This is a genomic window from Brevundimonas sp. DC300-4 (assembly GCF_049897365.1).
Taxonomy (GTDB): domain Bacteria; phylum Pseudomonadota; class Alphaproteobacteria; order Caulobacterales; family Caulobacteraceae; genus Brevundimonas.
The window spans coordinates 1-20461 of the sequence record NZ_JAFCWC010000017.1 but is presented as its reverse complement, the minus strand read 5'-3'; the positions used below and the strand labels follow the sequence as shown (position 1 = coordinate 20461).

Here is a 20461-nt window from a genome sequence, read left to right as displayed (position 1 = left end):
AAAGCGCCTCGGAGGCTATCGCCAGCCCGCCGCGCTCATCAGGCTCTGCGCCTCGGCCTGACGCGGACCATATGTCGCGACCGACATCGGATGGGCCGTGAAGTCGGCATATGCATCGGTCGGGGCGGGGGCGGGAACGTTCGGGCTGGCCGGATACTCGTTGTTGCCCGCCGAGACCATCGTCTGGGCCTCAGGCGAAGCGAGGAATTCAAGCAAGCGGACGGCGTTGTCCCGGTTCGGCGCATTGGCGGTGACGCCTCCGCCCGAGATATTGACGTGCGCCCCCTGCCCGTCCAGCGACGGGAAGGCCAGCTTGACCTTCTCGGTCACCGCGCGATCGGCGGCATCCTCGCCGTTCGCCAGGCGGATATAGTAGTAGCTGTTGGTCAGGGCAATTTCGCAGACCCCGGCGTTGACGGCGCGGATCTGGTCGCGATCGCCGCCTTCGGGCCGGCGGGCCATGTTCGCGACGACGCCACGGGCCCATTCGCCGGTCTTCTCGGGGCCCCAGGCCTCGATCAGCGCTCCGACCAGCGACAGGTTGTAGACGCTGTCGGCCGAGCGCACGCACAGCTGCCCCCGGAACCGGGGCGAGGCGATCTCCTCATAGGTGTCGATGTCGGCCGGCTGAACCTTATTGGAGTCGTACGCGACGATCCGGGCGCGGCGATTCAGGCCGAACCAGCGTCCCTCCGGATCGCGCAGATTGGCGGGGATTGCAGCGTTCAGCGCCTCGGACGTCGTAGCCTGCAGTAGGTCGGCGCTCTGGGCCCGCCACAGGGCACCGGCGTCGGCGGCGACGAACAGGTCGGCGGGGCTGGCCGAACCCTCGCTGGTCATCCGGGCGATCAGCTGATCGGCATTGCCCTCAATGACGTTGACGCGGATGCCGGTCTCTTCGGTAAAACGCTCGTAGAGGGCGTCGTCGGTGTCGTAGTGGCGTGCGGTGTAGAGATTGACCACACCCGCATCGGCCCCCGCGGCGGGGCGGCCACCATCTTGGCCACAGGCGGCGAGCAGTGCAGCGACTGCAACGCAGATAATGAGGTTGGTTCGCATGTGCATATCGACCGTTTCGGTTCGATCGATCGACAGGTCAAGCGCAAACGCAGTGCGACAGAAGTCCTGCGCGAGCCCCAACCGGGCATCGGATCAGGTCAAAGCCTGGAAGCAGACACTCCCAACCGCTCTTTTGAGTCAGGAGCGGCGGTTGGCAAGGAACGTCTGACGAGCGCCACAAGCGGATTCTAACATCCGGCGACAACACGCCGCTTTAGCCCGAGACAACGCAGTACCGCTGCCGGCCTTCGAGACTGAAAATGTCTCAGAACCGGATGTGGCTGTAACCAGCGCGCCATGTCCGCGAATGGAGTTGCTCCGGCGTCGAGCCCTATCCACTTCTGGAAGATGTCATGACCATCCAAATGCACGTTGAAACTTCAAGCCGGTCTCGTTTGAAGGCCGGCGCCCTGGCTGGCCTCATCGCTGGTGGTGCCTTCATGATGATGGAGATGGTGCTGGTGGCCCTGTCCGGCGCCAGTCCTTGGGGGCCGCCCCGGATGATCGCCGCCATCGTCATGGGCGAGGGCGTGTTGCCGCCTCCGGCCACCTTCGACCTGATGGTGCTCATGGCCGCCATGGCCGTCCACTTCATGCTGTCGATCGTCATCGGCGTGGCCTTCGCCCTGATCGCCAGTCGCTTTGGCTGGCTGATGGCCGTGATTGTTGGGGCCGCCGTCGGACTGGGCCTCTACGTCGTCAACTTCTACGGCATGACCTCAGTCTTCCCTTGGTTCGCTATGGCGAGGAACACCATCTCGATCGTTTCGCACATCGCATTCGGCCTGATGCTTGGTCTGTCCTACAAGGCCTTGGCGAAGTAATTTGACGCCGGATCGGGAGACAAACGGAATGAAGGACTGGGTGATCGGCGTGATGGGCGGGTCGGGGCTTTACGACCTCGACGGCCTGACAAACCGCAAGACTCTGACGGTGGAATCGCCGTGGGGTGCGCCTTCCGACGACCTTGTGATGGGAGAGCTGGACGGGGTACGTATGGTCTTCCTGCCTCGCCATGGACAGGGCCATCGCATTACCCCCGGGGCGATCAACGCCCGCGCCAATATCGACGTGTTGAAACGGGCCGGCTGCACGGATTTGATCTCGGTTTCTGCTGTGGGATCATTGCGCGAGGATCTGCCGCCCGGCACTTTTGTCGTGGTGGACCAGTTCATCGACAGGTCAGTTGCGCGGCCGTCCTCGTTCTTTGGTCCAGGCCTCGTTGCCCATGTCTCGATGGCCGATCCTGTCTGTCCAGTCATGTCGAGCGCAGCCTCCACTGCGGCGCGGGCGGCCGGAGCGACGACCGTGGAGGGCGGGACCTATGTCGCCATCGAGGGTCCGCAGTTCTCGACCCGGGCGGAGAGCGAGCTGTACCGGAGCTGGGGCTGTTCGGTCATCGGCATGACGGCCATGCCGGAGGCTCGTCTGGCGCGCGAAGCCGAGCTGCCCTACGCGAACGTCTGCATGGTCACCGACTATGACTGCTGGCGCGCGGAAACCGCCCATGTCGAGGTGACGGACGTCTTGGCGACGATGCGGGCCAATGCGGACATGGCCCGGCGGATGCTGGGCGAGTTGGTCCGCGCCCTGCCCAAGTCACGCCCTGCCTCCCCCATCGACAGCGGACTGGACCGGGCGGTGGTGACCGATCCCGCCGTCCGCGACCCGGCCTTGATGCGCAAGCTTTCGGGGATCTGCCCGAGACTGTTCAGCGCCGGCTGAGGTAACGTCGAAGCGACGGGCCGTCGTCCACGTCTTCCTGCGTCCGCAACAGGGCAATGGTTCGGCCGTCCATTGCCGCCATCGTGTCGGCCAAAGCGTGTTCAGTCGACCAGCGCACACCGTCGAAGGGCAGGTGCTGGCGAAGCCGACGGCGCAGGCCGATCAGCCAATATCCGCCGTCGCGCGCTGGCCCGAAAACTGCGTCGTGCCGACCGAGGGCGGAAAAGGCGTCGGCGACGTCCCGCCGGGTCACGGTCGGGGTGTCTGCTCCAAGGATGACCAGCGGCCCCGGTGGCAGCGCACGAACGACGCGGCTCAAGCGCTCGCCGAGATCGCCCGCCCCCTGAGCAACCACCCGCGCCGGCGTGGCCCAGCCGGTGGGTCGATCGGGCGAGACGGCGATCCACAGGGTCCAGCGCGGGTCAGATCCCAGGGTGCGCCGCAGGCGACCCAGCGACGCGCGCGCGAACCGCAGCGCCTCGAGATTGCCGACGTCGGCGGCAAGACGGCGCTTGCCCACGCCGTAGCGGGGCTGGCGCGCGAAAAGGACCAGATGCTGCTGGGTGGGATCAGCGCGCATAGAACTCAGCAATCCGGTCGGGGGCGACGCCGATGAAATACAGCGTCAGACAGCCCAGATTGCGAGCGGTCTGACGCATCCAGCCGCGACGCCGCCAGCGCTCGGCCGAGGTCAGGGCTGCACCGTCGAGTAGACAAAGCCGTCGTCGTCCCAGCCGGAGGACCAGATCGACATCCTCCATCAGCGGCAGGGCGGCAAAGCCTCCCACCTCGGCATAGAGGTCACGATGGATCAAAAGGCCCTGATCTCCGTAGGGCAAAGCGAGAAAGGCGACCCGGAGGCGGACGCAGAGCTCCAGCACACGCGCCTGCCAGGCCGGGTCGTCGAGTGTGAGGCGGAACACAGCAGCGCAGTCAGCTGCTTTTGGTCGGTCGATAAAGGAGGCAGTCGCTGCCCATGCGGCGTCATCCAGAACGGTATCGGCGTGCAGAAACAGGAGCCATTGCGCCCTGGACGCTTGGGCCCCGAGAACGAGTTGCGCGCCACGCCCCGGGGCCGACAACAGGACGTGAGCCCCCTCGCCGGCGGCAACGACTTCGGAGCCGTCAGTCGATCCTCCATCGACGACGATGACCTGATGCACCGCCGGCAGAGCCTTGAGGGTCTGGACCAGACGATCGCCACCATTGAGAACCGGGATAACGACATCGAGGTCGTCTAGTGATGGCACAGGCGGCGTCATCCGGCGCTGCAGCTTGCGCCCCCGAGCACGCAGAACTGGGCGCAGAAGGGATGGTTGAGCTGTACCTGGCCTGAGGCTTCGCGAAGCGTCCGACCCATCTCGAATTGAGGATCGTAGGGGGTAAGTGTGCAGGCCACGACGGCGGCTTCTGCAGCGCCTTTGCGGCGCACGACCATGCGGCTTGTGGCGCACATCATCTGTTCGGGGGCCCGGTTCAGGATACCCCAGCAGGCTTCTGTGATTTCCGGCACGGCCCGATCTGGTTCCATCTCGGGAAATAGCACCAAGGCTGCCGGGTCCGCCGCGTCGATCGCCAGCCCGCGCGACCGGAACAGGTCCGCATAGGCGACCCGCGCGTCTGCCTCGCCCTCAGAGGCCAAACGGCGACCGGCGACCGCAATCCGCAGGTCGCGTGCTCCAAGCCAGTCCAGGCCCTCCCACGCCTTGTCCCATGACCCGGAACCGCGCTCGGCATCGTGGACGACCTCGGTGTGGTGATCGAGGCTGACGCGAAACGTCAGACGATCGCGATGAAGGACTGCGAGATCGGCCAGCCGGTCGCCCCAACGCAGCATCGGCCGCATGGCGTTGGTGAGAACGAGAGCTTCATGTCCCGCATCGAGAGACGTCTGCAGCATCGTCAGGATGCCGGGATTCATGAATGGCTCGCCGCCCGTGAAGCCGATCTCGCGGGTGGGCAGGCCGTGGTCGGCGATTTCGGCCAGATACTGGGCCACGTCCTCGACAGTCAGATAGGTCAGAGCGTCATTGGTCGGCGAACTCTCGATATAGCAGTTGGCGCAGGCGATGTTGCAGAGCGTCCCGGTGTTGAACCACAGGGTCTCCAGCCGCGTCTGGGCGACAGCGGCGCGTGACGCCCCATCAGCCGTGACGAAAGGATCGACGAACAGACCGGGACGGGCGATCTCACGGTGAGTGGCGAAAGGCGATGCGGTCGTCGTCATGGAGATCCTTGTGACAGTCCGCAGCCGTGCGTCACAGGGCCGGTCCAGGAATTCCCAGTCTTATTCGTAGGAGAACGCCAAACGGTTTCATCTCCCCTCCTGCCCGAACACTGGCGCGCCGGCCGGTAACGTGGTCCGTTCCAAGGGCACAGGGAGATCGTGATGGCCGGAAGATCGAAACTCGCAGGCCTTGCCCTGATCCTCTCGCTGCTGCTCCCGGTATGGTTCATGGCGGCTGCGCTGGGCGTGAAGTTCGGACTCTGGTCTTGGCGGCTCGGCCTGGGGGTACTGATCGTGCAGTGGGGGCCGCGTCTGCTGATCGCGGCTGGCGTGATCGCGTTGATCGCCTTGTTCGCCGTTCTGATCCGCAAGCCCCGGCGCGGCTGGCAGGCCGCTGCGATCGCCCTGCTCATTCCGGTCCTGGGTTTAGGCTATATGGTCTGGGTCAGGTCGCAATCGGCCGATATCCCGCCGATCCACGACGTCGCGACCGATATCGCCGACCCGCCCACTCCAAGCGCTCGCCTGCTCGCGCTTCGCATGGCGGAGGATGCCAATCCCGTCCTGGACATGACCGCCCCCCTCAGCGCCGCGGAGGCCTATCGGTCACCGAGATTTGCGTCCTTCGGCCAGCAGAGCCTGGGTCAGGTCGGGCATGAGGCCTATCCGACGTTGCGGACACTGGATGTCGACGTCGCGCCGCCTGCAGCCTTTGCCACCGTCCGAGAGGCCGCACAGTCCATGGGTTGGACGCTGGGAACAGAGGACGAACGCAGCGGAATGATCGAAGCCACCGCCGAGACCTTCTGGTTCGGCTTCAAGGATGACATCATCATCCGGGTGCGGCCGGCAACCACGGGCACCGGATCACAGATCGATGTGCGTTCGATCTCGCGCGTCGGACTAGGCGATCTCGGTGCCAACGCCAAACGGATCGAGCGTTATCTCTCTCAGGTCTCGGCCGAACTGGGCCGCTGAGCGCCCGGCAGGGTCTTCGATGTGTAACCTCTGACCGATCCCCGCGAATAGGCCCGCAGCCGTTCGGCCGATGTGGAGCGCCCATGAACCCGACCATTCGCAATCTCGATCTGTCTCTCCTGCTGCTGAGGCTGGGCGTTGGCCTGGTGATGTCGATGTGGACGGCAGACAAATTCATCAACCCGGCCCACAGCGGTGCGGTCTTGGAGAACTTCTACGGCCTGCCCGCATTAGGACCGGGGGTGTTCGTCGTCCTCGGCGTCGTCCAGGCCTTGATCGTGCTCCTGTTCGTGACCGGTACCTTGCGTGGGTTCTCCTACGCGGCCGTCCTGCTGATGCACGGGGCTTCGACCCTGTCGTCCTGGAAACAGTACCTGGACGGTTTCGACAACCTGCTTTTCTTTGCCGCCTGGCCGATGCTGGCGGCCTGTATCACCCTGTTCCTGCTTCGCACCCATGATCGGCTTCTGTCCGTGGATGCGATGCGCCAAAGCCGAAAGCCGACCGCATGACCGACCCTGCCCGCATCCCCGCCGGAAGCGCCTTCCCCGCCCTTGAGTGGAGCCAGACCGATGGCGGGATGCTCGCTCCGGCCGGTATGGAGTGCTGGCGTCTTCTGGTGGTTTATCGCGGGGCCCACTGTCCCCTGTGCCGCAAATATCTGAAGACGCTGGAGTCTCTGCAGCCCGCCTTCGCCGACGCGGGCATTACGGTCGCGGCCTTGTCTGCGGATCCCGGCGAGCGCGCCATCAAAGAGGCGGGCGAGGAGGGTTGGACCTTCCCGGTCGGTTACGACCTGACACCAGTTCAGATGCGGACACTGGGCCTGTACGTCTCGTCGCCGCGCTCGCCTGAGGAAACCGACCGCGATTTCGCCGAACCGGGCCTGTTCGTCATGAACCCGCAGGGCGCGATCCAGATCTTCGATGTGTCGAACGCTCCATTCGCCAGACCGGATCTCGAAGGTCTTTTGCATGGGCTGAAGTTCGTCATCGCCAAGGACTATCCGATCCGCGGGACGGCCTGAGTGGTCGGTCGCCGGCTCGTTCTGGTCGGCGCCGGCCACGCCCATCTGCACCTGCTGCGACAGGCCGGTCGCTTGCGCACTGCCGGCGTGGACGTCACCCTGATCGCCCCGCCCCGGTTCCAGTATTCCGGTTTGGCCAGCGGCGTTCTTTCCGGTGCGCTCCAGCCTGAAGCGGCCGAGATCGATATCGCGGCCCTGGCTGCGGCCTTTGGCGTTCGTCATCTGCCGCAGCCGGTTATCGGCATCGATCGCGCCGCCCGCCTTGTCATCGTCGCAAGCGGTGAGACCAAGCCCTACGATCGCCTCTCCCTGAACATCGGCAGCGTAGCGTCGGACCCCTATGGGCTGATCTCCCAAAAGGACGTCTGGCCTATCAAGCCTCTGGCCGCGCTTCTTGCGTTGCGCGCCCGGCTTGAGACGTTGTGGGCCCGGGACCGCCAAACGGTGCGTGTCGTGGTCGCCGGGGGGGGGCACAGCGCCCTGGAAATCGCAGCCAGCCTGTGTGGTCTGGCGGAACGAAATGGCGTTCGTCCCGATGTGACAGTGATTGCGCCGGAGCCCGGGGCAAGCCTGCCACCATCCGCCCGGACCCGGCTCCTGGCGGCGCTGACGGCACGGGGTGTGATTTTCCAGACCGACGTGGTGGTCGGACGGTCAAAGGGGGGTTGCCACATGTCGGACGGAACAATCTGTCCCTGCGATGTTCTGGTCCTGGCCACCGGGCTTGCCGCCCCATCTCTGATCGCCGATCTGAACTTGCCCGTGGACGGTGATGGCCGGTTGCGCGTGAGGCCCACGATGCAGTCCGTCGACGACCCCGCAATATTCGCGGTTGGTGACTGCGCCGTGATCGATGGCCATGAGCGGCCGGCGGCGGGCGTGTTCGGCGTCCGAGCCGCTCCCATCATGCTGAGCAATCTTGCCGCGCTCGGGGACGGTCGACCCGCGCGCCTCTATCGTCCCCAAAGGAAATGGCTGTCCATCATGGACCTCGGCGACGACCGGGGCCTCGCGTTGCGCGGCCAGTTCTGGTCGCTGGGGGGACCGGCCCTTCGCCTGAAGCGTTACCTCGACCTGGGCTTCGTCCGGCGCATGCGCGCGCCGGCCCCTTCAAACGGAGAATGATCATGACGAACTACGATGACCTCAGCGCCGTCTTTATTAACACCAGCCTGAAGCGCTCCAGCGAGACCTCCCATACCCAGACCCTGATGGACGTCGCCATCGCCATCATGGAGGCCCAGAGGGTCAAGATCACCATCCTGCGCGCCGCCGATCTGGACATTCCGCCGGGCGTGCAGCCCGACATGACCGAACACGGCTGGGACAGCGACGGCTGGCCGGCGGTGCAGAAACAGGTAATGGCAGCCAACATCCTCGTCATCGGCACGCCGATCTGGCTAGGCGACAAGTCGTCGATCTGCACCCGCGTGATCGAGCGGCTTTACGGCTATTCCGGCAGGCTGAACGACCAGGGCCAGTGGGCCTACTACGGCCGGGTCGGCGGCTGCATCGTCACTGGCAATGAGGACGGCATCAAACACTGCGCCATGAGCATCCTCTATTCGCTTCAGCACCTCGGCTATGTGATCCCGCCCCAGGCCGATGCCGGCTGGATCGGCGAGGCGGGACCCGGACCATCCTACGGTGACGACGGCAAGGTCGGGCTGGACAATGAATTCACCCAGCGCAACACCACCTTCATGGCCTGGAACCTGATGCATATGGCGCGGATGCTGAAGGACGCTGGCGGCATTCCGGCCCATGGCAATCAGAAGACCGCCTGGGACAAGGGTGAGCGGTTCGAACATCCCAACCCGGAGTATCGCTGACTGCTGGCGGCCTCACCCTTACGATAGCGCGGTCGTCGAAACGGAACGGCTGCCGACAATCAACCGACAGCAGGCGCCGAAAACGCTGCCGACGCACACGGACGGCGGATGCCGGACGCCTGCGCAGAGGCGGACCAGAGCTGACGAGCCAAACCCGGCTCAGGCGAACCGTTTCAGGATCGACACCAGTTTGCGGGTCCGGCTCGAAAACAGGGCGGGGGTGTACCACTGACCAGCCAGCCGCTTGCCGATTTCGCCTCGGGTCGGATAGGGGGCGATCATGCTGGTTAGTTGGCTAAGCTTCAGGCCCGCCGACATCACCAACGACCAAAGGTGGATGTGATCCCCGGCGTGACGGCCGACGAGAGTGACCCCGAGAACCTTGCCCTTCTTCGTGGTGATCAGCTTGCCGAAACCGCGGGTGTCGCCCTCGGCGATCGCCCGATCATTCTCGGCAAAGTCGAAGGTCTCGACGCGGATCTCCTCGCCATGCGTCTTGCGCGCCTCGGCCTCGCCGAGACCGATCGAGGCCAGCTCCGGGTCGCAATAAGTGACGCGTGGAACCCGAAGACCATCGGCGTTGACCGGCAGGGCGAAGACAGCCCGTCGGACCAACAGCGAGGCATGCGCTCCGGCCAGATGGGTGAACTGTCCGCGCCCCGCGGCGTCGCCGACGGCGTAGACCCGCTTGTTACTGCTGCGCAGGGACTTGTCCGTGACGATGCCGTTGCGGTCAGTAGTGACCCCGGCCTTGTCGAGATCGAGCCCGTCCAACGAAGGCTTGCGACCGACAGCGATCAGCAGATGGCTGCCCGAGATCTTGCGCGTCCGGCCGTCGCACTCGACCGTCAGCGTTGGTCCGGCCTCGACCTGCGTCGCCTTGCAGCCGGCCATCACCTCGACGCCGTCGGCGCGAAGTTGGGCCAGAACCACGGCGGCGGCTTCGGGATCCTCGCGCCCCAGCAGGGCGTCGGCCTCGATGATCACCACCTCCGAGCCCAGTCGCCGGAAAGCCTGGCCCAGTTCGACGCCGATCGGGCCGCCGCCGAGCACAATCAGACGCTCCGGCAGTTCGGTCAGGTCGAACAGGCTCTCATTGGTCAGATAGGGGACGGTTTCGAGGCCGGGGATAGGTGGCACGGCGGCGCGGGAGCCCGTCGCCACGACAATCTTGCGCGGTTCGACGCGGACGCTGTCGCTGGCAAGCGTGCGGTCATCGACGAAGCGGGCGGCCTCGCGCACGACTTGTATGCCGAAGCCCTCAAAGCGGGACTGGCTGTCATTGGGGGCGATGGCGGCGATGGCGGCGTGGACGTGGGCCATTACCTTGGCGAAGTCGACCGTCACCGCGCCGGACGAGACACCGAGGCCTCCGGCCGTACGCGCCTCATGCGCGGCGCTGGCAGCGGCGATCAGGGCCTTGGACGGGACGCAGCCATAGTTGAGGCAGTCTCCGCCCATCTCGCCCTTTTCGAACAGCACGACGCTAAGCCCCAACTGCGCCGCACCCGCCGCGACCGACAGACCGCCCGAGCCGGCTCCGATGACGGCCATGTCAACCTTGAGGGTTTTCGCGCTCACAGGGCGTCTCCGGTCTTGGCGCGGCGGCGCTGGTACAGCGTGACCCCGAGCGAGAGCAGGCCGAGGCCGACCAGGGGCAGAAGGATTTTCGGTTCGAAGATGACGCCCGCGTCCGGAGCCTCGCCGCGTGCGATCAGTTCACCGATCCCGGCCCCGATGCCGCTGTAGATGAAGGTCGCCGGCATGATGCCGAGGAAGGTCGCCAGCGCATAGGCGCGCAGCGGCGCATGGGCGAGAGCGGCCGCGATATTGACCAGCCAGAACGGGGCCAGCGGCACCAGTCGCAGGGTCAGGATATAGCCGAAGGCTCCGGCCTCGACGCCGTCGATCACCGCCTTCAGCTTGCCGCCCGAGGCCTCGCCCCGGCGGCGCATGGCGGCGCCCAGGGAGGTGCGGACGGCATAGAAGACGGCGATGGCCCCGAGGGTGGCTCCGACCACGGTGGCCGTGCCACCGACCCAGGGCCCGAACAGGTAGCCGCCGGTCAGGGTCATGATCAGGGCTCCTGGCAGGCTGACCGCCGTGGCCACCGCATAGACAGCGATGAAGGTGGCCAGGGCGAGGAGCAGATTGTCACTGACGAAGGTGCGCAAGGCCGCCTCATGGGTCTGCAGCGCCTCAATATTGAGGTAGCGGGTCACGCCGCTGGCGAACACTCCGATGACCACGACAGCGAGGAGCAGCAACGGCAGATAGGGTTTGATCCGGCTCATCAGCTTCCCGTCGTCGCGTTTATCGCCCAGTTGTAGTCGTCGCCGGCGATGCGGCTGGTCTGACGTAGCCGGGCGGCCAGCGGCGCGGCGGCATACTGGCTGAGGTGGGCGATGACGCGGGCGTCGGTGCCGCCGAAGTCGGCAGCATACCATTTGTAGATCGAGGACACGGTCAGCGACGACCCGTTAAAATCGACCCCACGTGAATGATTGACATAGCCGCGTGCGGAGGCGTCCAGCCCCGCCCCGAGGCCCGCGCCCCGCCAGGCGCGCAGCGGCAGGTTGGGACAACTGAACGAGGCGCAGTTAACCGCATAGTGCACGCGCGGATCAGACCAGCCCTTGCGCAGGATTTCATGCTCGATGTCATTCAGCGACAGGTCGACCCCCCCGACCCGGACGACCGTCTTCTTCCACGGCCCTGCGACCAGCAGGGACGAGCGAATGTCGCGGATCGACCGGACTGGCCAGGCGTCCAGCACCACGCGGATCGTCGCGGCATTGTAGAGATTGGCCCAGTAGGCGAACTGTTCAGGCCGGGTCAGGGTCAGCGGATCCAGCACTGATAGGGTGTCGATATAGCGACCCAGCGCCGGCCGGTCGGCACTGGATGCGAGCCAGCCGGCGTAGTCGACCCGCACCACGCCGTCGCGGGAGTTGCGGGCCCGGCGCGACAGCAGGGCGTAGAAGGCGGCGTGGTCGGCAACGGCACGTCCGGCCTGCCGACCGGCGAAGCGCGTCACGCTCTGCGCCATGACAGACCCCGCCGCCACGCTGACCGTCAGTCCCGCCCCGCCCGCGATCAGGCCGCGTCTATTGAGATGGGTCATGCTCAGAACCTCGCCGTCAGTCGGGAGTAAAGGTAACGGCCATTGATCCCGACCGGAGACAGAGCGTCCCAGGGCAGGTTGCCGAAATAGTTGATCGCTGGGTCGGACCGGTCGGGATAGTTGTCCAGCAGATTGGTAACGCCCGCCGTCCACTTCAGGCTCTCGGTAACGTCCAACCCGCCTTCCAGATCCAGGCTAGTCTCGGCGCCAAATCGTTGGCGGGGTTCGAAACCCCCGCCGAAATTGAACACCCGCACCGTCGACCCGTAGCCATTCAGTCGCCCCATCAACCGGTAGCGATCGGCCGTCCATTCCGCCGAGAGCAGTGCCTTCCAGCGCGGCGCGGCCTCCTCCAGCGTGTTGACCTCCTCGGCCCCGATCAGGGCGAAGGCAGGGTCCAGCGCCAGGAGCGCCGCCGGGGTGGCGGGCGGTCGGTGATCTCCGTCTCCGCATAGCTGTATGCCGCCCCCAGTGTCAGCTGTCCTGCGCTGAACGGGAAGCGCCAGTTGGCCACGGCATCGACACCGGTGGTTTCGGTGTCCACGGCATTGGTGAAAAAGCGCACGGACTGCAGACCTGCGCCACCCGGCTGAGCCTGAACTAAGGCCTCAAGCGCCGGGCCGAAGAACCGGTCCGACAGAGTGATGCGGTCGTCGACCTGGATACGGAAGGCGTCCAGCGACAGGGTCAGGCCGGCGACCGGTTCGGCCGTCACCCCGGCGGACAAGTTCAAGGCTCGCTCCTCGCGCAGATCCTCGGCCCCCAATAACCGAGCGAGGGGGTCAGAGACTGAGAGGGTCCGGGTGCTGGCCAAGGTACCGCCGGCGCCGAAATTGACTGTGCGATCGGTGAAGGCCGTCTGGCCGAGGAAGGGCGCGCGCACGCTGTTGGAGACCGCACCGCGCAGACGGACGGTTGGTTTCACCGCAAATGAACTCGCCAGCTTGCCGCTCAGGGTCTCCCCGAAATCGCTGTAGGTCTCGACGCGGACCGCGCCTTCGATCAGCAGCTGTTCGGTTGGCCGTAGGCTCAGGACCCATTGATGTGATGCGCTCGATCTGATTCAGGCTCTGCGAGGAGTCTGGATATGAGCGACCTTTATTGGCTGACGGACGAGCAGATGGAGCGGCTCAGGCCGCACTTTCCGAAGAGCCACGGCAGGCCGAGGGTGGATGATCGTCGGGTACTGAGCGGGATCATCTTCGTGAATCGCAACGGGCTGCGCTGGCGTGACGCGCCGCCGGTCTATGGCCCACACAAGACGTTGTACAATCGCTGGAAGCGATGGAGCGAGGCCGGCGTCTTCATCAGGATGATGCAGCGGCTGTCTGGCGCCCAGGCCGAACGGCGCACCGTCATGATCGACGCGACCTATCTCAAAGCGCACCGCACGCCTTCGAGCCTGGGGGTAAAAAAAGGGGGTCTTGGGCGGCTGATTGGACGCACCAAGGGCGGCATGAACACCAAGCTTCATGCCGTGACTGATGCGAACGGACGCCCGATCAGCCTGTTCGTGACGGCGGGCCAGGTCAGCGACTACACCGGTGCAGGCGCCCTACTGGACAGCCTGCCCAGGGCGCAATGGCTGCTGGGCGACCGCGGGTATGACGCGGACTGGTTCAGGGAGGCCTTGCAGGCCAAGGGCATCACGCCCTGCATCCCCGGTCGGAAGTCCCGCACCGAACCCGTCAAATACGACAAGCGCCGGTACAAGAGCCGCAACCGCATCGAGATCATGTTTGGCAGGCTCAAAGACTGGCGGCGCGTCGCCACCCGCTACGATCGATGCCCGACCGTCTTCCTGTCCGCCATCGCCCTCGCGGCGACCGTGCTCTTCTGCCTATGAGTCCTGAGCCTAGCGGTCAATGTCCGGTTTTCGGCCTGAAGTTGATGTCGTGGTCCGACCGAGGCCGTGGAAAAACGCGTTTTGAGATCGAGGGTCAGCGCGACGACGTGTTCGGCATCGAACGAGACAGAGGGCTGACCGCAGGAATGAGGCGCTGATTGATCGGCGCGATCAGGCTCGGATGGCCTGCATCAGGGGGATGACCCCGAAGATCTTGATCATCCGCTTGATGTTGTAGGCCAGGACGTGAAGGCTCATCTCGGTTCGGACCTTTTCGAGGGTCCTGGTCAGGAAGTGGGTGGCCCCCATCCAGGCCTTCAGCGTGCCGAAGGGATGTTCGACGGTCTGTCGTCGGATTTTCATGGCGTCGGGCATGTGGTCGAGCCGCGCCTGCATCTTTTCCAGCACGGCCTCATGCTCCCAGCGCTTGATCCGTCGCAGCCTGGTCGGGGTGCATTGGGGTCTGAGCGCGCAGCTGTGGCAGGCGCTCAGGTGGCGATAGAAGTCGGAGTCCTCGGCGTGATCGGCGCGGCGGTTGGCCTTGGTCAGCTCGGCCCCGGCGGGACAGGTGTAGTGGTCGCGCCCGGCGTCGTAACTGAAGTCTTGCCGGGTGAAGAAGCCGCGCTTTGTCCCGCTCGACGTCAAGGGGCGGGGCACATGAGGCGCGATGCCTGTGCCCTCGCACGACAGGACCTGATCGCCGCTGAAGTAGCCCCGGTCGGCCAGGGCGGTCAGCGCGTCGAGGCCGGTGGCCTGCCGGGCCTTGAGGGCCATGGGTGCCAGCTGGGTGCGATCATGACCCTGATTGGTCACCTCGTGGGCCACGATCAGGTGATGCTCGGCGTCCACCGCCGTCTGGACATTGTAGCCGACCACGCCGGTTCCGCGCCCGCTGGTGGCCATGGAGCGGGCGTCGGGATCGGTCAATGAGACCTGCTGGTCCGGCGCGTCCTGAACGGTCTGCTCCATCTCCCGCAGAGCCTGCATCTGCCGACGCAGCCCGGCGATCTTGTCCTTGATGCGGGAGGTCCTGGCCTCGGCCACATCGCTCTCCTCGCGGTCGGCGCGGTCCAGTGCGGCCAGGTAGCGCACGATATTGGCGTCGACCTGCTCGATGCGCCGGGCCACCTTGGCCACGGTGAAGTTCTTGTCGCGGGTGTTGACCGCCTTGAACTTGCTGCCGTCGATGGCGATGACGGCGCGGGTGAACAGGTTCAGCTGACGGCACAGCACCACGAACTGTGCGCACACCGCCCGGATGGCCGGGCCGTTGTCGCGGCGGAAGTTGGCGATGGTCTTGAAGTCGGGCGCCAGGCGTCCCGTCAGCCACATCAGCTCGATATTGCGCTGGGCTTCGCGTTCAAGGCGGCGGCTGGACTGAACGCGATTGAGGTAGCCGTAGAGATAGATCTTCAGCAGGCTCGATGGGTGATAGGCGGGGCGGCCGGTCGCCGCCGGCTTCACGCCGTCAAAGCCCAGCGCGCCCAGATCAAGCTCGTCGATGAACACCTCGACCACCCGCACCGGGTTGTCCCCGGTCACGTAATCGTCCAGCGACTCCGGCAACAACAGCGACTGCCGCCGGTCTTCATCCTCGACGAAACGCCCCATGACCGGCCCTCCAGTGACCAACCGATTCTACCAGAGAACGACGTTTTTACACAGCCTGGACCCATTCCGGACATTGCACGTTTTGACCCGATGGGCGGAACTACTGACCTTCGAAATCCTTGGAGTGGGGGCTCGCCATTCGAGAAGGAAATGACCATGCACCATATGCAAGACATGATTGCTGCCCATCCCGACGTCGCCGGAAGCACGAATGACGTTCTGATCAAGTGCATTGAGGAGTGCTACTCCTGTGCCCAGACGTGCACCTCGTGTGCGGATGCCTGTCTCGCCGAAGAGATGGTCGCGCAGATGAGACAGTGCATCCGGCTGAACCTTGACTGCGCCGATATGTGTTTGGCGGCTGGTTTGCTCGGAACGCGGCGCACGGGTAGCAACGAGCAGACGATTGTTGCTGCCATGCAAGCCTGCGCCATTGCTTGTGGTCTGTGCGCTGAAGAATGTGAGAAGCACGCCAGCAAGCACGAGCATTGCCGCATCTGCGCGGAGCATTGCCGGCGGTGCGAGCAGGCATGCCAAGACGCTATTCAGTCCATTCGCGGCTGATCAAACCGGACGACGCTTTTCCCGAGGCGGCGCCTCACGCTGCTATCTGCCTTCCACCAGCAGGAGATAGCTCGCTCCCAACCCTTAGCGGACATTAACCCACGTGGTCCGGTCAGGCGCATCGTCTGGATACTCGCTGCCGGTCGTGCGTTAGCGGACATCGAGGGGTCGCGGTTGGCGACCATCGGGAGAACGCGAATGATCGCCTTCAAAGTCGGCTACTTGGTCGGAAGCCTCGCAAAGGACTCGATCAATCGAAAACTGGCGAAGGCGTTGACCCGTCTCGCGCCCGAAGGCATGACCTTCAACGAGATTAGCTTCGGCGATCTACCCCTCTACAGCTATGACCACGATGCCGACTATCCGCCTGTTGCCAACGCTTTCAAGGCGGCGATCAAAGGCTCGGACGCCCTGCTGATCGTAACCCCGGAATATAACCGTTCGATCCCGGGTGCCCTCAAGAACGCTATCGATTGGGGTAGCCGTCCTTGGGGGACCAATTCCTTCGCCCGTATACCGACGGCGGTGATCGGGACCTCCCCCGGAGCCATCGGCACGGCGGTGGGCCAGCAGCATCTACGCAGCATCCTAGGCTTCCTGAATGCGCCGCAGATGAACGCGGTCGAGGGCTATATCCAGTTCACCCCCGGGCTGATCACCGACGAGGGGGAGGTGACGGTGGAGGAGACTGAGACGTTCCTGCGCAGCTACATGGCCGAGTTCCACGCTCATGTGACCCGTGTGCTGACCGTAATGCCGCGCGAAGATTGACCTGCTGGGCGGGACCTCCTTCTAGGACCCGAGCCACGGGCCAAGCATCAGACCAGACCCGTCCTAAGGCCGCGTCCGCAACAGGCCGCCTCCCTTGTCTGCCTTAGCCGACCCATTGTGCTTTCGAACCTAGGTCCGCTAACCACCCCGAACAGCCCTTCGGCGGGTCCGGTTTGCGGCGGTAGACCCAATGTCTGTTTTGGGGCCGACAGCCAACCGCTGAGTCCGACCCTCAGCGGACCTTCGGCGCGTCCGCTTTCGGCGCTTGAGCCTGTTAGCTGACCAGCGATTGCAACGGCTGCCGAATAGTTCTTGGTTTCAACCATGGCGCCGCACCTACGACGTCATTCGCGATGGCGGCGAGAAGCCCGCGAGTTGCCAACCGCTACGCAGCACTGATCCATTGGCCCTCGGTGTGGCTAGAACCAAATTGTCTGCGCGGCCGATCCAGGCCGAAACACCAGCGTGCGCGTGACCCCGGCCCAGCGGACGTTGACCTGCTGTTCCTGATCGTCATGGACACCCGGAAAGAAATCGAGGTCCACCCGCACCGATCGGACCCGGGGTGCCGGCGTCCGATTGCCGCTATAGTCCACCCGGATGTTATCGCCTGCCAGATCCGTCGCGGCATGACTTAGGTCGATCCGCTCGTCGTCGATCTCCAGCCGGAAACGTCGATCCAGATGCTCTTCAAGAGCCGCGACCGCCGCCGGATCGTCCAGCGTCGGCTGGGCGTCGGGCGCGACCGTGACAAGCGCCGGTTCCACGTCATGCGCGGCGAACCGGTGGGTGACGCTGACGGCGCCGCCCGCGTCGATCACCACCACCGTCAGGCCGGAGTGACCCCGATGCGCCAGCACCGGCGTGGCGAGAACCACCGCCGCCGCCACCACGCCGAGCGCCAGTCGCCTCATTGGCTCGCCGCCGCCCGCGGACGCAGGCTGTCGGGCGTCACCCGACGGTCGTCGTCGCGCATCCGGTTGGGTCCGGACGGTCCGGCCGGGGCCAGGGGCACCAGGCTCGGCGTGATCGACTGGGGGAAGGCGTTGTTGGCCCGGTTCGCATCGCCTGTCTCCCACAGCGGATCGACCTCGGCCGAGACCAGCGTCCTGGACGAGACATGCTGCCACGTCACCCGCTGGCTGTTCCGACGCCAGACCTCGGCCGGGATGCGCACGATTTCGTCGGAGCCGTCCGACCAGTTCAGCTTCAGGATGACCGGCATGACCAGCCCGCCCCGATTGGAGAAGGTGAAGCGATAGACGTTGTCTTCGAACGTTTGCGCCTGGCGGCGGTCGGCGTCGGCGGCGGTCTGGGCAGTCGCGGCGGCGCGACGCTGGCTGGCGGTGACGGTGAACTGGTCGGTCTCGTCATAGTAGTCACGGACGTTCGGATCGGCTTCGGCCACCGTCTCGATGCCGCGATTGTTGACCACAGTGCGCGAGACCGGCTCATCCTCGAACCGCTGACGGGCGAGGCGGGCGCGCGCCTCCGGGTCGGTCGGTTCCAGGGCCACAGCGATGACGGTGTCCAGCGAGATGTCGACGTGGTCGGTCGAATAGAACCAGCCCCGCCAGAACCAGTCGAGATCCATGCCCGACGACTCCTCCATCGTGCGGAAAAAGTCATAGGGCGTCGGCCGCTTGAAGGCCCACCGCTCGGCGTACTCCCGGAACGCCCGGTCGAACAGCTCGCGGCCCATGATGGTCTCGCGCAGGATGTTCAACGCCGTCGACGGTTTGGCATAGGCGTTGTTGCCGAACTGCAGGATGCTGTCCGACTGGGTCATGACCGGTACCTGGTTCTCGGAGATCATGTATTCCACGATCTGACGCGGCTCGCCCCGGGCGGGGAAGTCGGCGTCCCACAGCTTCTCGGCCTGATACTGCAGGAAGCTGTTCAGACCCTCGTCCATCCAGGTCCACTGGCGCTCGTCTGAGTTGATGATCATCGGGAAATAGGTGTGGCCGACCTCGTGGATGATCACCCCGATCAGCCCGGCCTTGGTCCGCTCCGTATAGGTCAGGGAGCCGTCGTCGCCCCGCAGCGGGCGCGGCCCGTTGAAGGTGATCATCGGATATTCCATTCCCCCGACCGGGCCGTTCACCGACTGCGCAGTGGGATACGGATAGGTGATAGAGAACTGGTTGTAGACGTCCAGGGTGTGGGCCACGGCCTTGGTCGACCAGGCATCCCACAGCGGCCGGGCCTCCTTGGGATAGAACGACATGGCCATCACGACCGGATGCTCGGCGCTGTCCTGCTCGACTCCCATGGCGTCCCAGATGAATTTGCGGCTGGAGGCGAAGGCGAAGTCACGCACGTTCTCGGCGGCGAAGGTCCAGGTGCGGGTGCCCGACCGGGCGGGACTGGCCTCGGCTGCGGCGGCCTCGGCCGGCGTCACGATATAGACGGGCTCCTCGGCCGTGCGGGAGCGGTCCAGCCGCTCGCGCTGGGCCGCCGTCAGGATGTCCGGGTTCTGAAGCGCGCCCGTCGCCGAGACCTGGTGGTCGGCCGGCACGGTGATCGATACGTCATAGTCGCCGAACTCCAGGGTGAACTCCCCCGAGCCCAGGAACTGGGCGTTATGCCAGCCCTCGTAGTCTGAATAGACTGCCAGGCGCGGGAACCACTGGGCCGCCAGGAAGATGCAGTTGCCGTCCTCCCATTCCTTGGTGAAACATTCGTAGCCGCTGCGGCCGCCGACGACGTTCGTCTCGGGCAGGGGCAGGGTGAAGGCGATGGTGAAGGCGAAGGTCTCGCCGGTCCCCAGGGTCTGGGGCAAGTCGATCCGGAGTAGCGAATCCGTCACCGTGAACGGCAGGTCGCGCCCGTCCGATCCGGTGATCTTCAGGTCGTTGAAGCCGCCCTCCCACTCCTGGAACCGCTGCACCCGCAGCACTTCGTTGACCGACAGAGTGGTGTTATCGCCGACCGTGCGGCTGCGCTCCGCCAGCGACGCGCGGCGATAGTTCTGCTGATCCAGCAGCAGCCACAGATAGCCCAGCCGGTCGGGCGAGTTGTTCGCATAGGTGATGGTCTCGACGCCCGTCAGCGTCCGGCGCGCCTCATCCAGCGACACGTCGATGTCGTAGTCGACCTGCTGCTGCCAGTACCGGTGGCCGGGCGCGCCTGAGGCGTTGCGATATTCGGTCGGGGTGGGCCAGTCCTCGCCCTCGAACTGGCGGAACTTGTCGTCGAAAGTGCCGACCGTTTGCTGGACCGGGCCCTGACTGACCTGCGCATGCGCATGCGCGGGTGCGCCGAGAAGGGAGAATGCCAGGCCGGCCAAGAGCACTCGTCTGATCGTTGTCATCATATCCGGCTTTCCCTTACCTGTTACAGCGTAACGGAACTAAACAGCGCTGCAACTGCCGACCGCGACATGGCGGCACGCCATCTCGCGCGGCCGCAACCGAGGGCCTGACAGGTTAACCGCACCCAGTCGAAATGCGCCCTACCCGGCCTGAAATCAGGCGACCGCAGCCGACCATGCAGCATCCGCCTCGGCCCGAAAGCGGCGAAGTGTGCGTCTGCTGTGTGGATCGGCGTCGAAATCGGACCCATCGAGAGGCAGCCTAGTGGAATGATCGGGACATAAGAGTCCGGGGTGGGATTTCCCGGGGCGTGGCGTCGTGCGAGTCTGCGGGATGCGTACAGGCGTCACCGTGCATCTGAGCCCGACCGATCGTAAGCG

The 20461-nt window shown here is 65.2% G+C and carries 22 protein-coding genes; 10 read left to right on the top strand and 12 right to left on the bottom strand.

Features of this window, described 5'->3' with window-relative positions; genetic code table 11:
- Positions 1-15 precede the first annotated feature (15 nt).
- Entirely contained in the window at positions 16-1059 is a 1044-nt protein-coding gene (locus ACP7AZ_RS16580; protein ID WP_426039735.1) for an extracellular solute-binding protein, read from the bottom strand.
- A gap of 353 nt (positions 1060-1412) precedes the next feature.
- On the opposite strand from ACP7AZ_RS16580, the gene ACP7AZ_RS16575 reads away from it, so the two are divergent.
- Positions 1413-1883 carry a hypothetical protein gene (locus tag ACP7AZ_RS16575; RefSeq protein ID WP_426039733.1) on the top strand — a complete coding sequence of 157 codons (471 nt, stop codon included), beginning with the start codon at positions 1413-1415 and terminating at the stop codon, positions 1881-1883.
- A gap of 28 nt (positions 1884-1911) precedes the next feature.
- On the top strand, positions 1912-2784 hold the full coding sequence (gene mtnP / locus ACP7AZ_RS16570) for an S-methyl-5'-thioadenosine phosphorylase (RefSeq protein WP_426039732.1): 873 nt from the start codon (positions 1912-1914) through the stop codon (positions 2782-2784).
- On the opposite strand, the gene ACP7AZ_RS16565 is transcribed toward mtnP, so the two are convergent.
- From ACP7AZ_RS16565 to ACP7AZ_RS16555, 3 genes are read right to left on the bottom strand one after another with little or no spacing between them, the layout of a single operon-like run.
- The gene (locus ACP7AZ_RS16565; RefSeq protein WP_426039730.1) at positions 2771-3364 is read right to left on the bottom strand and encodes a TIGR04282 family arsenosugar biosynthesis glycosyltransferase; all 594 of its coding nucleotides are present in this window, start codon (positions 3362-3364) and stop codon (positions 2771-2773) included. The genes mtnP and ACP7AZ_RS16565 overlap by 14 nt on opposite strands.
- Positions 3354-4046 carry a TIGR04283 family arsenosugar biosynthesis glycosyltransferase gene (locus ACP7AZ_RS16560; RefSeq protein ID WP_426039728.1) on the bottom strand — a complete coding sequence of 231 codons (693 nt, stop codon included), beginning with the start codon at positions 4044-4046 and terminating at the stop codon, positions 3354-3356. The genes ACP7AZ_RS16565 and ACP7AZ_RS16560 overlap by 11 nt, the downstream gene beginning before the upstream one ends.
- Positions 4043-5011, bottom strand: a complete 969-nt coding sequence (locus tag ACP7AZ_RS16555; RefSeq protein WP_426039726.1) for a radical SAM protein — start codon at positions 5009-5011, stop codon at positions 4043-4045. The genes ACP7AZ_RS16560 and ACP7AZ_RS16555 overlap by 4 nt, the downstream gene beginning before the upstream one ends.
- A 162-nt stretch (positions 5012-5173) precedes the next feature.
- On the opposite strand from ACP7AZ_RS16555, the gene ACP7AZ_RS16550 reads away from it, so the two are divergent.
- From ACP7AZ_RS16550 to ACP7AZ_RS16530, 5 genes are all read left to right on the top strand, one after another.
- Complete coding sequence (locus tag ACP7AZ_RS16550; protein WP_426039725.1) at positions 5174-5989, top strand: DUF1499 domain-containing protein; 816 nt, start codon at positions 5174-5176, stop codon at positions 5987-5989.
- An 83-nt stretch (positions 5990-6072) separates the two neighbouring features.
- The gene (locus ACP7AZ_RS16545; RefSeq protein WP_426039724.1) at positions 6073-6501 is read left to right on the top strand and encodes a hypothetical protein; all 429 of its coding nucleotides are present in this window, start codon (positions 6073-6075) and stop codon (positions 6499-6501) included.
- Entirely contained in the window at positions 6498-7016 is a 519-nt protein-coding gene (locus ACP7AZ_RS16540; RefSeq protein ID WP_426039722.1) for a redoxin domain-containing protein, read from the top strand. The genes ACP7AZ_RS16545 and ACP7AZ_RS16540 overlap by 4 nt, the downstream gene beginning before the upstream one ends.
- Positions 7017-8141 carry an NAD(P)/FAD-dependent oxidoreductase gene (locus tag ACP7AZ_RS16535; RefSeq protein ID WP_426039720.1) on the top strand — a complete coding sequence of 375 codons (1125 nt, stop codon included), beginning with the start codon at positions 7017-7019 and terminating at the stop codon, positions 8139-8141.
- Positions 8142-8143: 2 nt separating this feature from the next.
- The gene (locus ACP7AZ_RS16530) at positions 8144-8848 is read left to right on the top strand and encodes a flavodoxin family protein (protein ID WP_426039719.1); all 705 of its coding nucleotides are present in this window, start codon (positions 8144-8146) and stop codon (positions 8846-8848) included.
- A gap of 159 nt (positions 8849-9007) precedes the next feature.
- Here ACP7AZ_RS16530 and ACP7AZ_RS16525 read toward each other — a convergent pair whose 3' ends face one another.
- The 5 genes from ACP7AZ_RS16525 to ACP7AZ_RS16505 form a co-directional block, all read right to left on the bottom strand.
- Positions 9008-10429: a dihydrolipoyl dehydrogenase family protein gene (locus ACP7AZ_RS16525; RefSeq protein ID WP_426039718.1), complete on the bottom strand. Its 1422-nt coding sequence runs from the start codon at positions 10427-10429 to the stop codon at positions 9008-9010.
- On the bottom strand, positions 10426-11142 hold the full coding sequence (locus ACP7AZ_RS16520) for a TVP38/TMEM64 family protein (RefSeq protein ID WP_426039717.1): 717 nt from the start codon (positions 11140-11142) through the stop codon (positions 10426-10428). Before ACP7AZ_RS16520 ends, ACP7AZ_RS16525 begins: the two co-directional genes overlap by 4 nt.
- Complete coding sequence (locus ACP7AZ_RS16515) at positions 11142-11972, bottom strand: DUF547 domain-containing protein (RefSeq protein WP_426039716.1); 831 nt, start codon at positions 11970-11972, stop codon at positions 11142-11144. Before ACP7AZ_RS16515 ends, ACP7AZ_RS16520 begins: the two co-directional genes overlap by 1 nt.
- A gap of 2 nt (positions 11973-11974) precedes the next feature.
- Positions 11975-12259, bottom strand: coding sequence for a hypothetical protein (locus tag ACP7AZ_RS16510; protein WP_426039715.1), 285 nt, complete (start codon positions 12257-12259; stop codon positions 11975-11977).
- Between the two features lie 92 nt (positions 12260-12351).
- The gene (locus tag ACP7AZ_RS16505) at positions 12352-13005 is read right to left on the bottom strand and encodes a TonB-dependent receptor plug domain-containing protein (RefSeq protein ID WP_426039747.1); all 654 of its coding nucleotides are present in this window, start codon (positions 13003-13005) and stop codon (positions 12352-12354) included.
- A 54-nt stretch (positions 13006-13059) separates the two neighbouring features.
- On the opposite strand from ACP7AZ_RS16505, the gene ACP7AZ_RS16500 reads away from it, so the two are divergent.
- Positions 13060-13818 (top strand): IS5 family transposase, encoded by a 759-nt coding sequence (locus ACP7AZ_RS16500; protein WP_426039713.1) that lies wholly within the window; start codon positions 13060-13062, stop codon positions 13816-13818.
- A gap of 171 nt (positions 13819-13989) precedes the next feature.
- On the opposite strand, the gene ACP7AZ_RS16495 is transcribed toward ACP7AZ_RS16500, so the two are convergent.
- Positions 13990-15429, bottom strand: a complete 1440-nt coding sequence (locus ACP7AZ_RS16495; protein ID WP_426039712.1) for an IS1182 family transposase — start codon at positions 15427-15429, stop codon at positions 13990-13992.
- 150 nt (positions 15430-15579) lie between these two features.
- Between ACP7AZ_RS16495 and ACP7AZ_RS16490 the strand changes: the two genes are divergently transcribed.
- Positions 15580-15993, top strand: a complete 414-nt coding sequence (locus tag ACP7AZ_RS16490; RefSeq protein WP_426039711.1) for a four-helix bundle copper-binding protein — start codon at positions 15580-15582, stop codon at positions 15991-15993.
- Between the two features lie 198 nt (positions 15994-16191).
- Positions 16192-16764 (top strand): NADPH-dependent FMN reductase, encoded by a 573-nt coding sequence (locus tag ACP7AZ_RS16485; protein ID WP_426039710.1) that lies wholly within the window; start codon positions 16192-16194, stop codon positions 16762-16764.
- A gap of 419 nt (positions 16765-17183) precedes the next feature.
- Here ACP7AZ_RS16485 and ACP7AZ_RS16480 read toward each other — a convergent pair whose 3' ends face one another.
- On the bottom strand, positions 17184-17678 hold the full coding sequence (locus ACP7AZ_RS16480) for a DUF6702 family protein (RefSeq protein ID WP_426039709.1): 495 nt from the start codon (positions 17676-17678) through the stop codon (positions 17184-17186).
- A complete protein-coding gene (locus ACP7AZ_RS16475) occupies positions 17675-20062 on the bottom strand; it encodes a M1 family metallopeptidase (RefSeq protein WP_426039746.1) in 2388 nt (795 codons plus the stop codon). Before ACP7AZ_RS16475 ends, ACP7AZ_RS16480 begins: the two co-directional genes overlap by 4 nt.
- Positions 20063-20461: the final 399 nt, after the last annotated feature.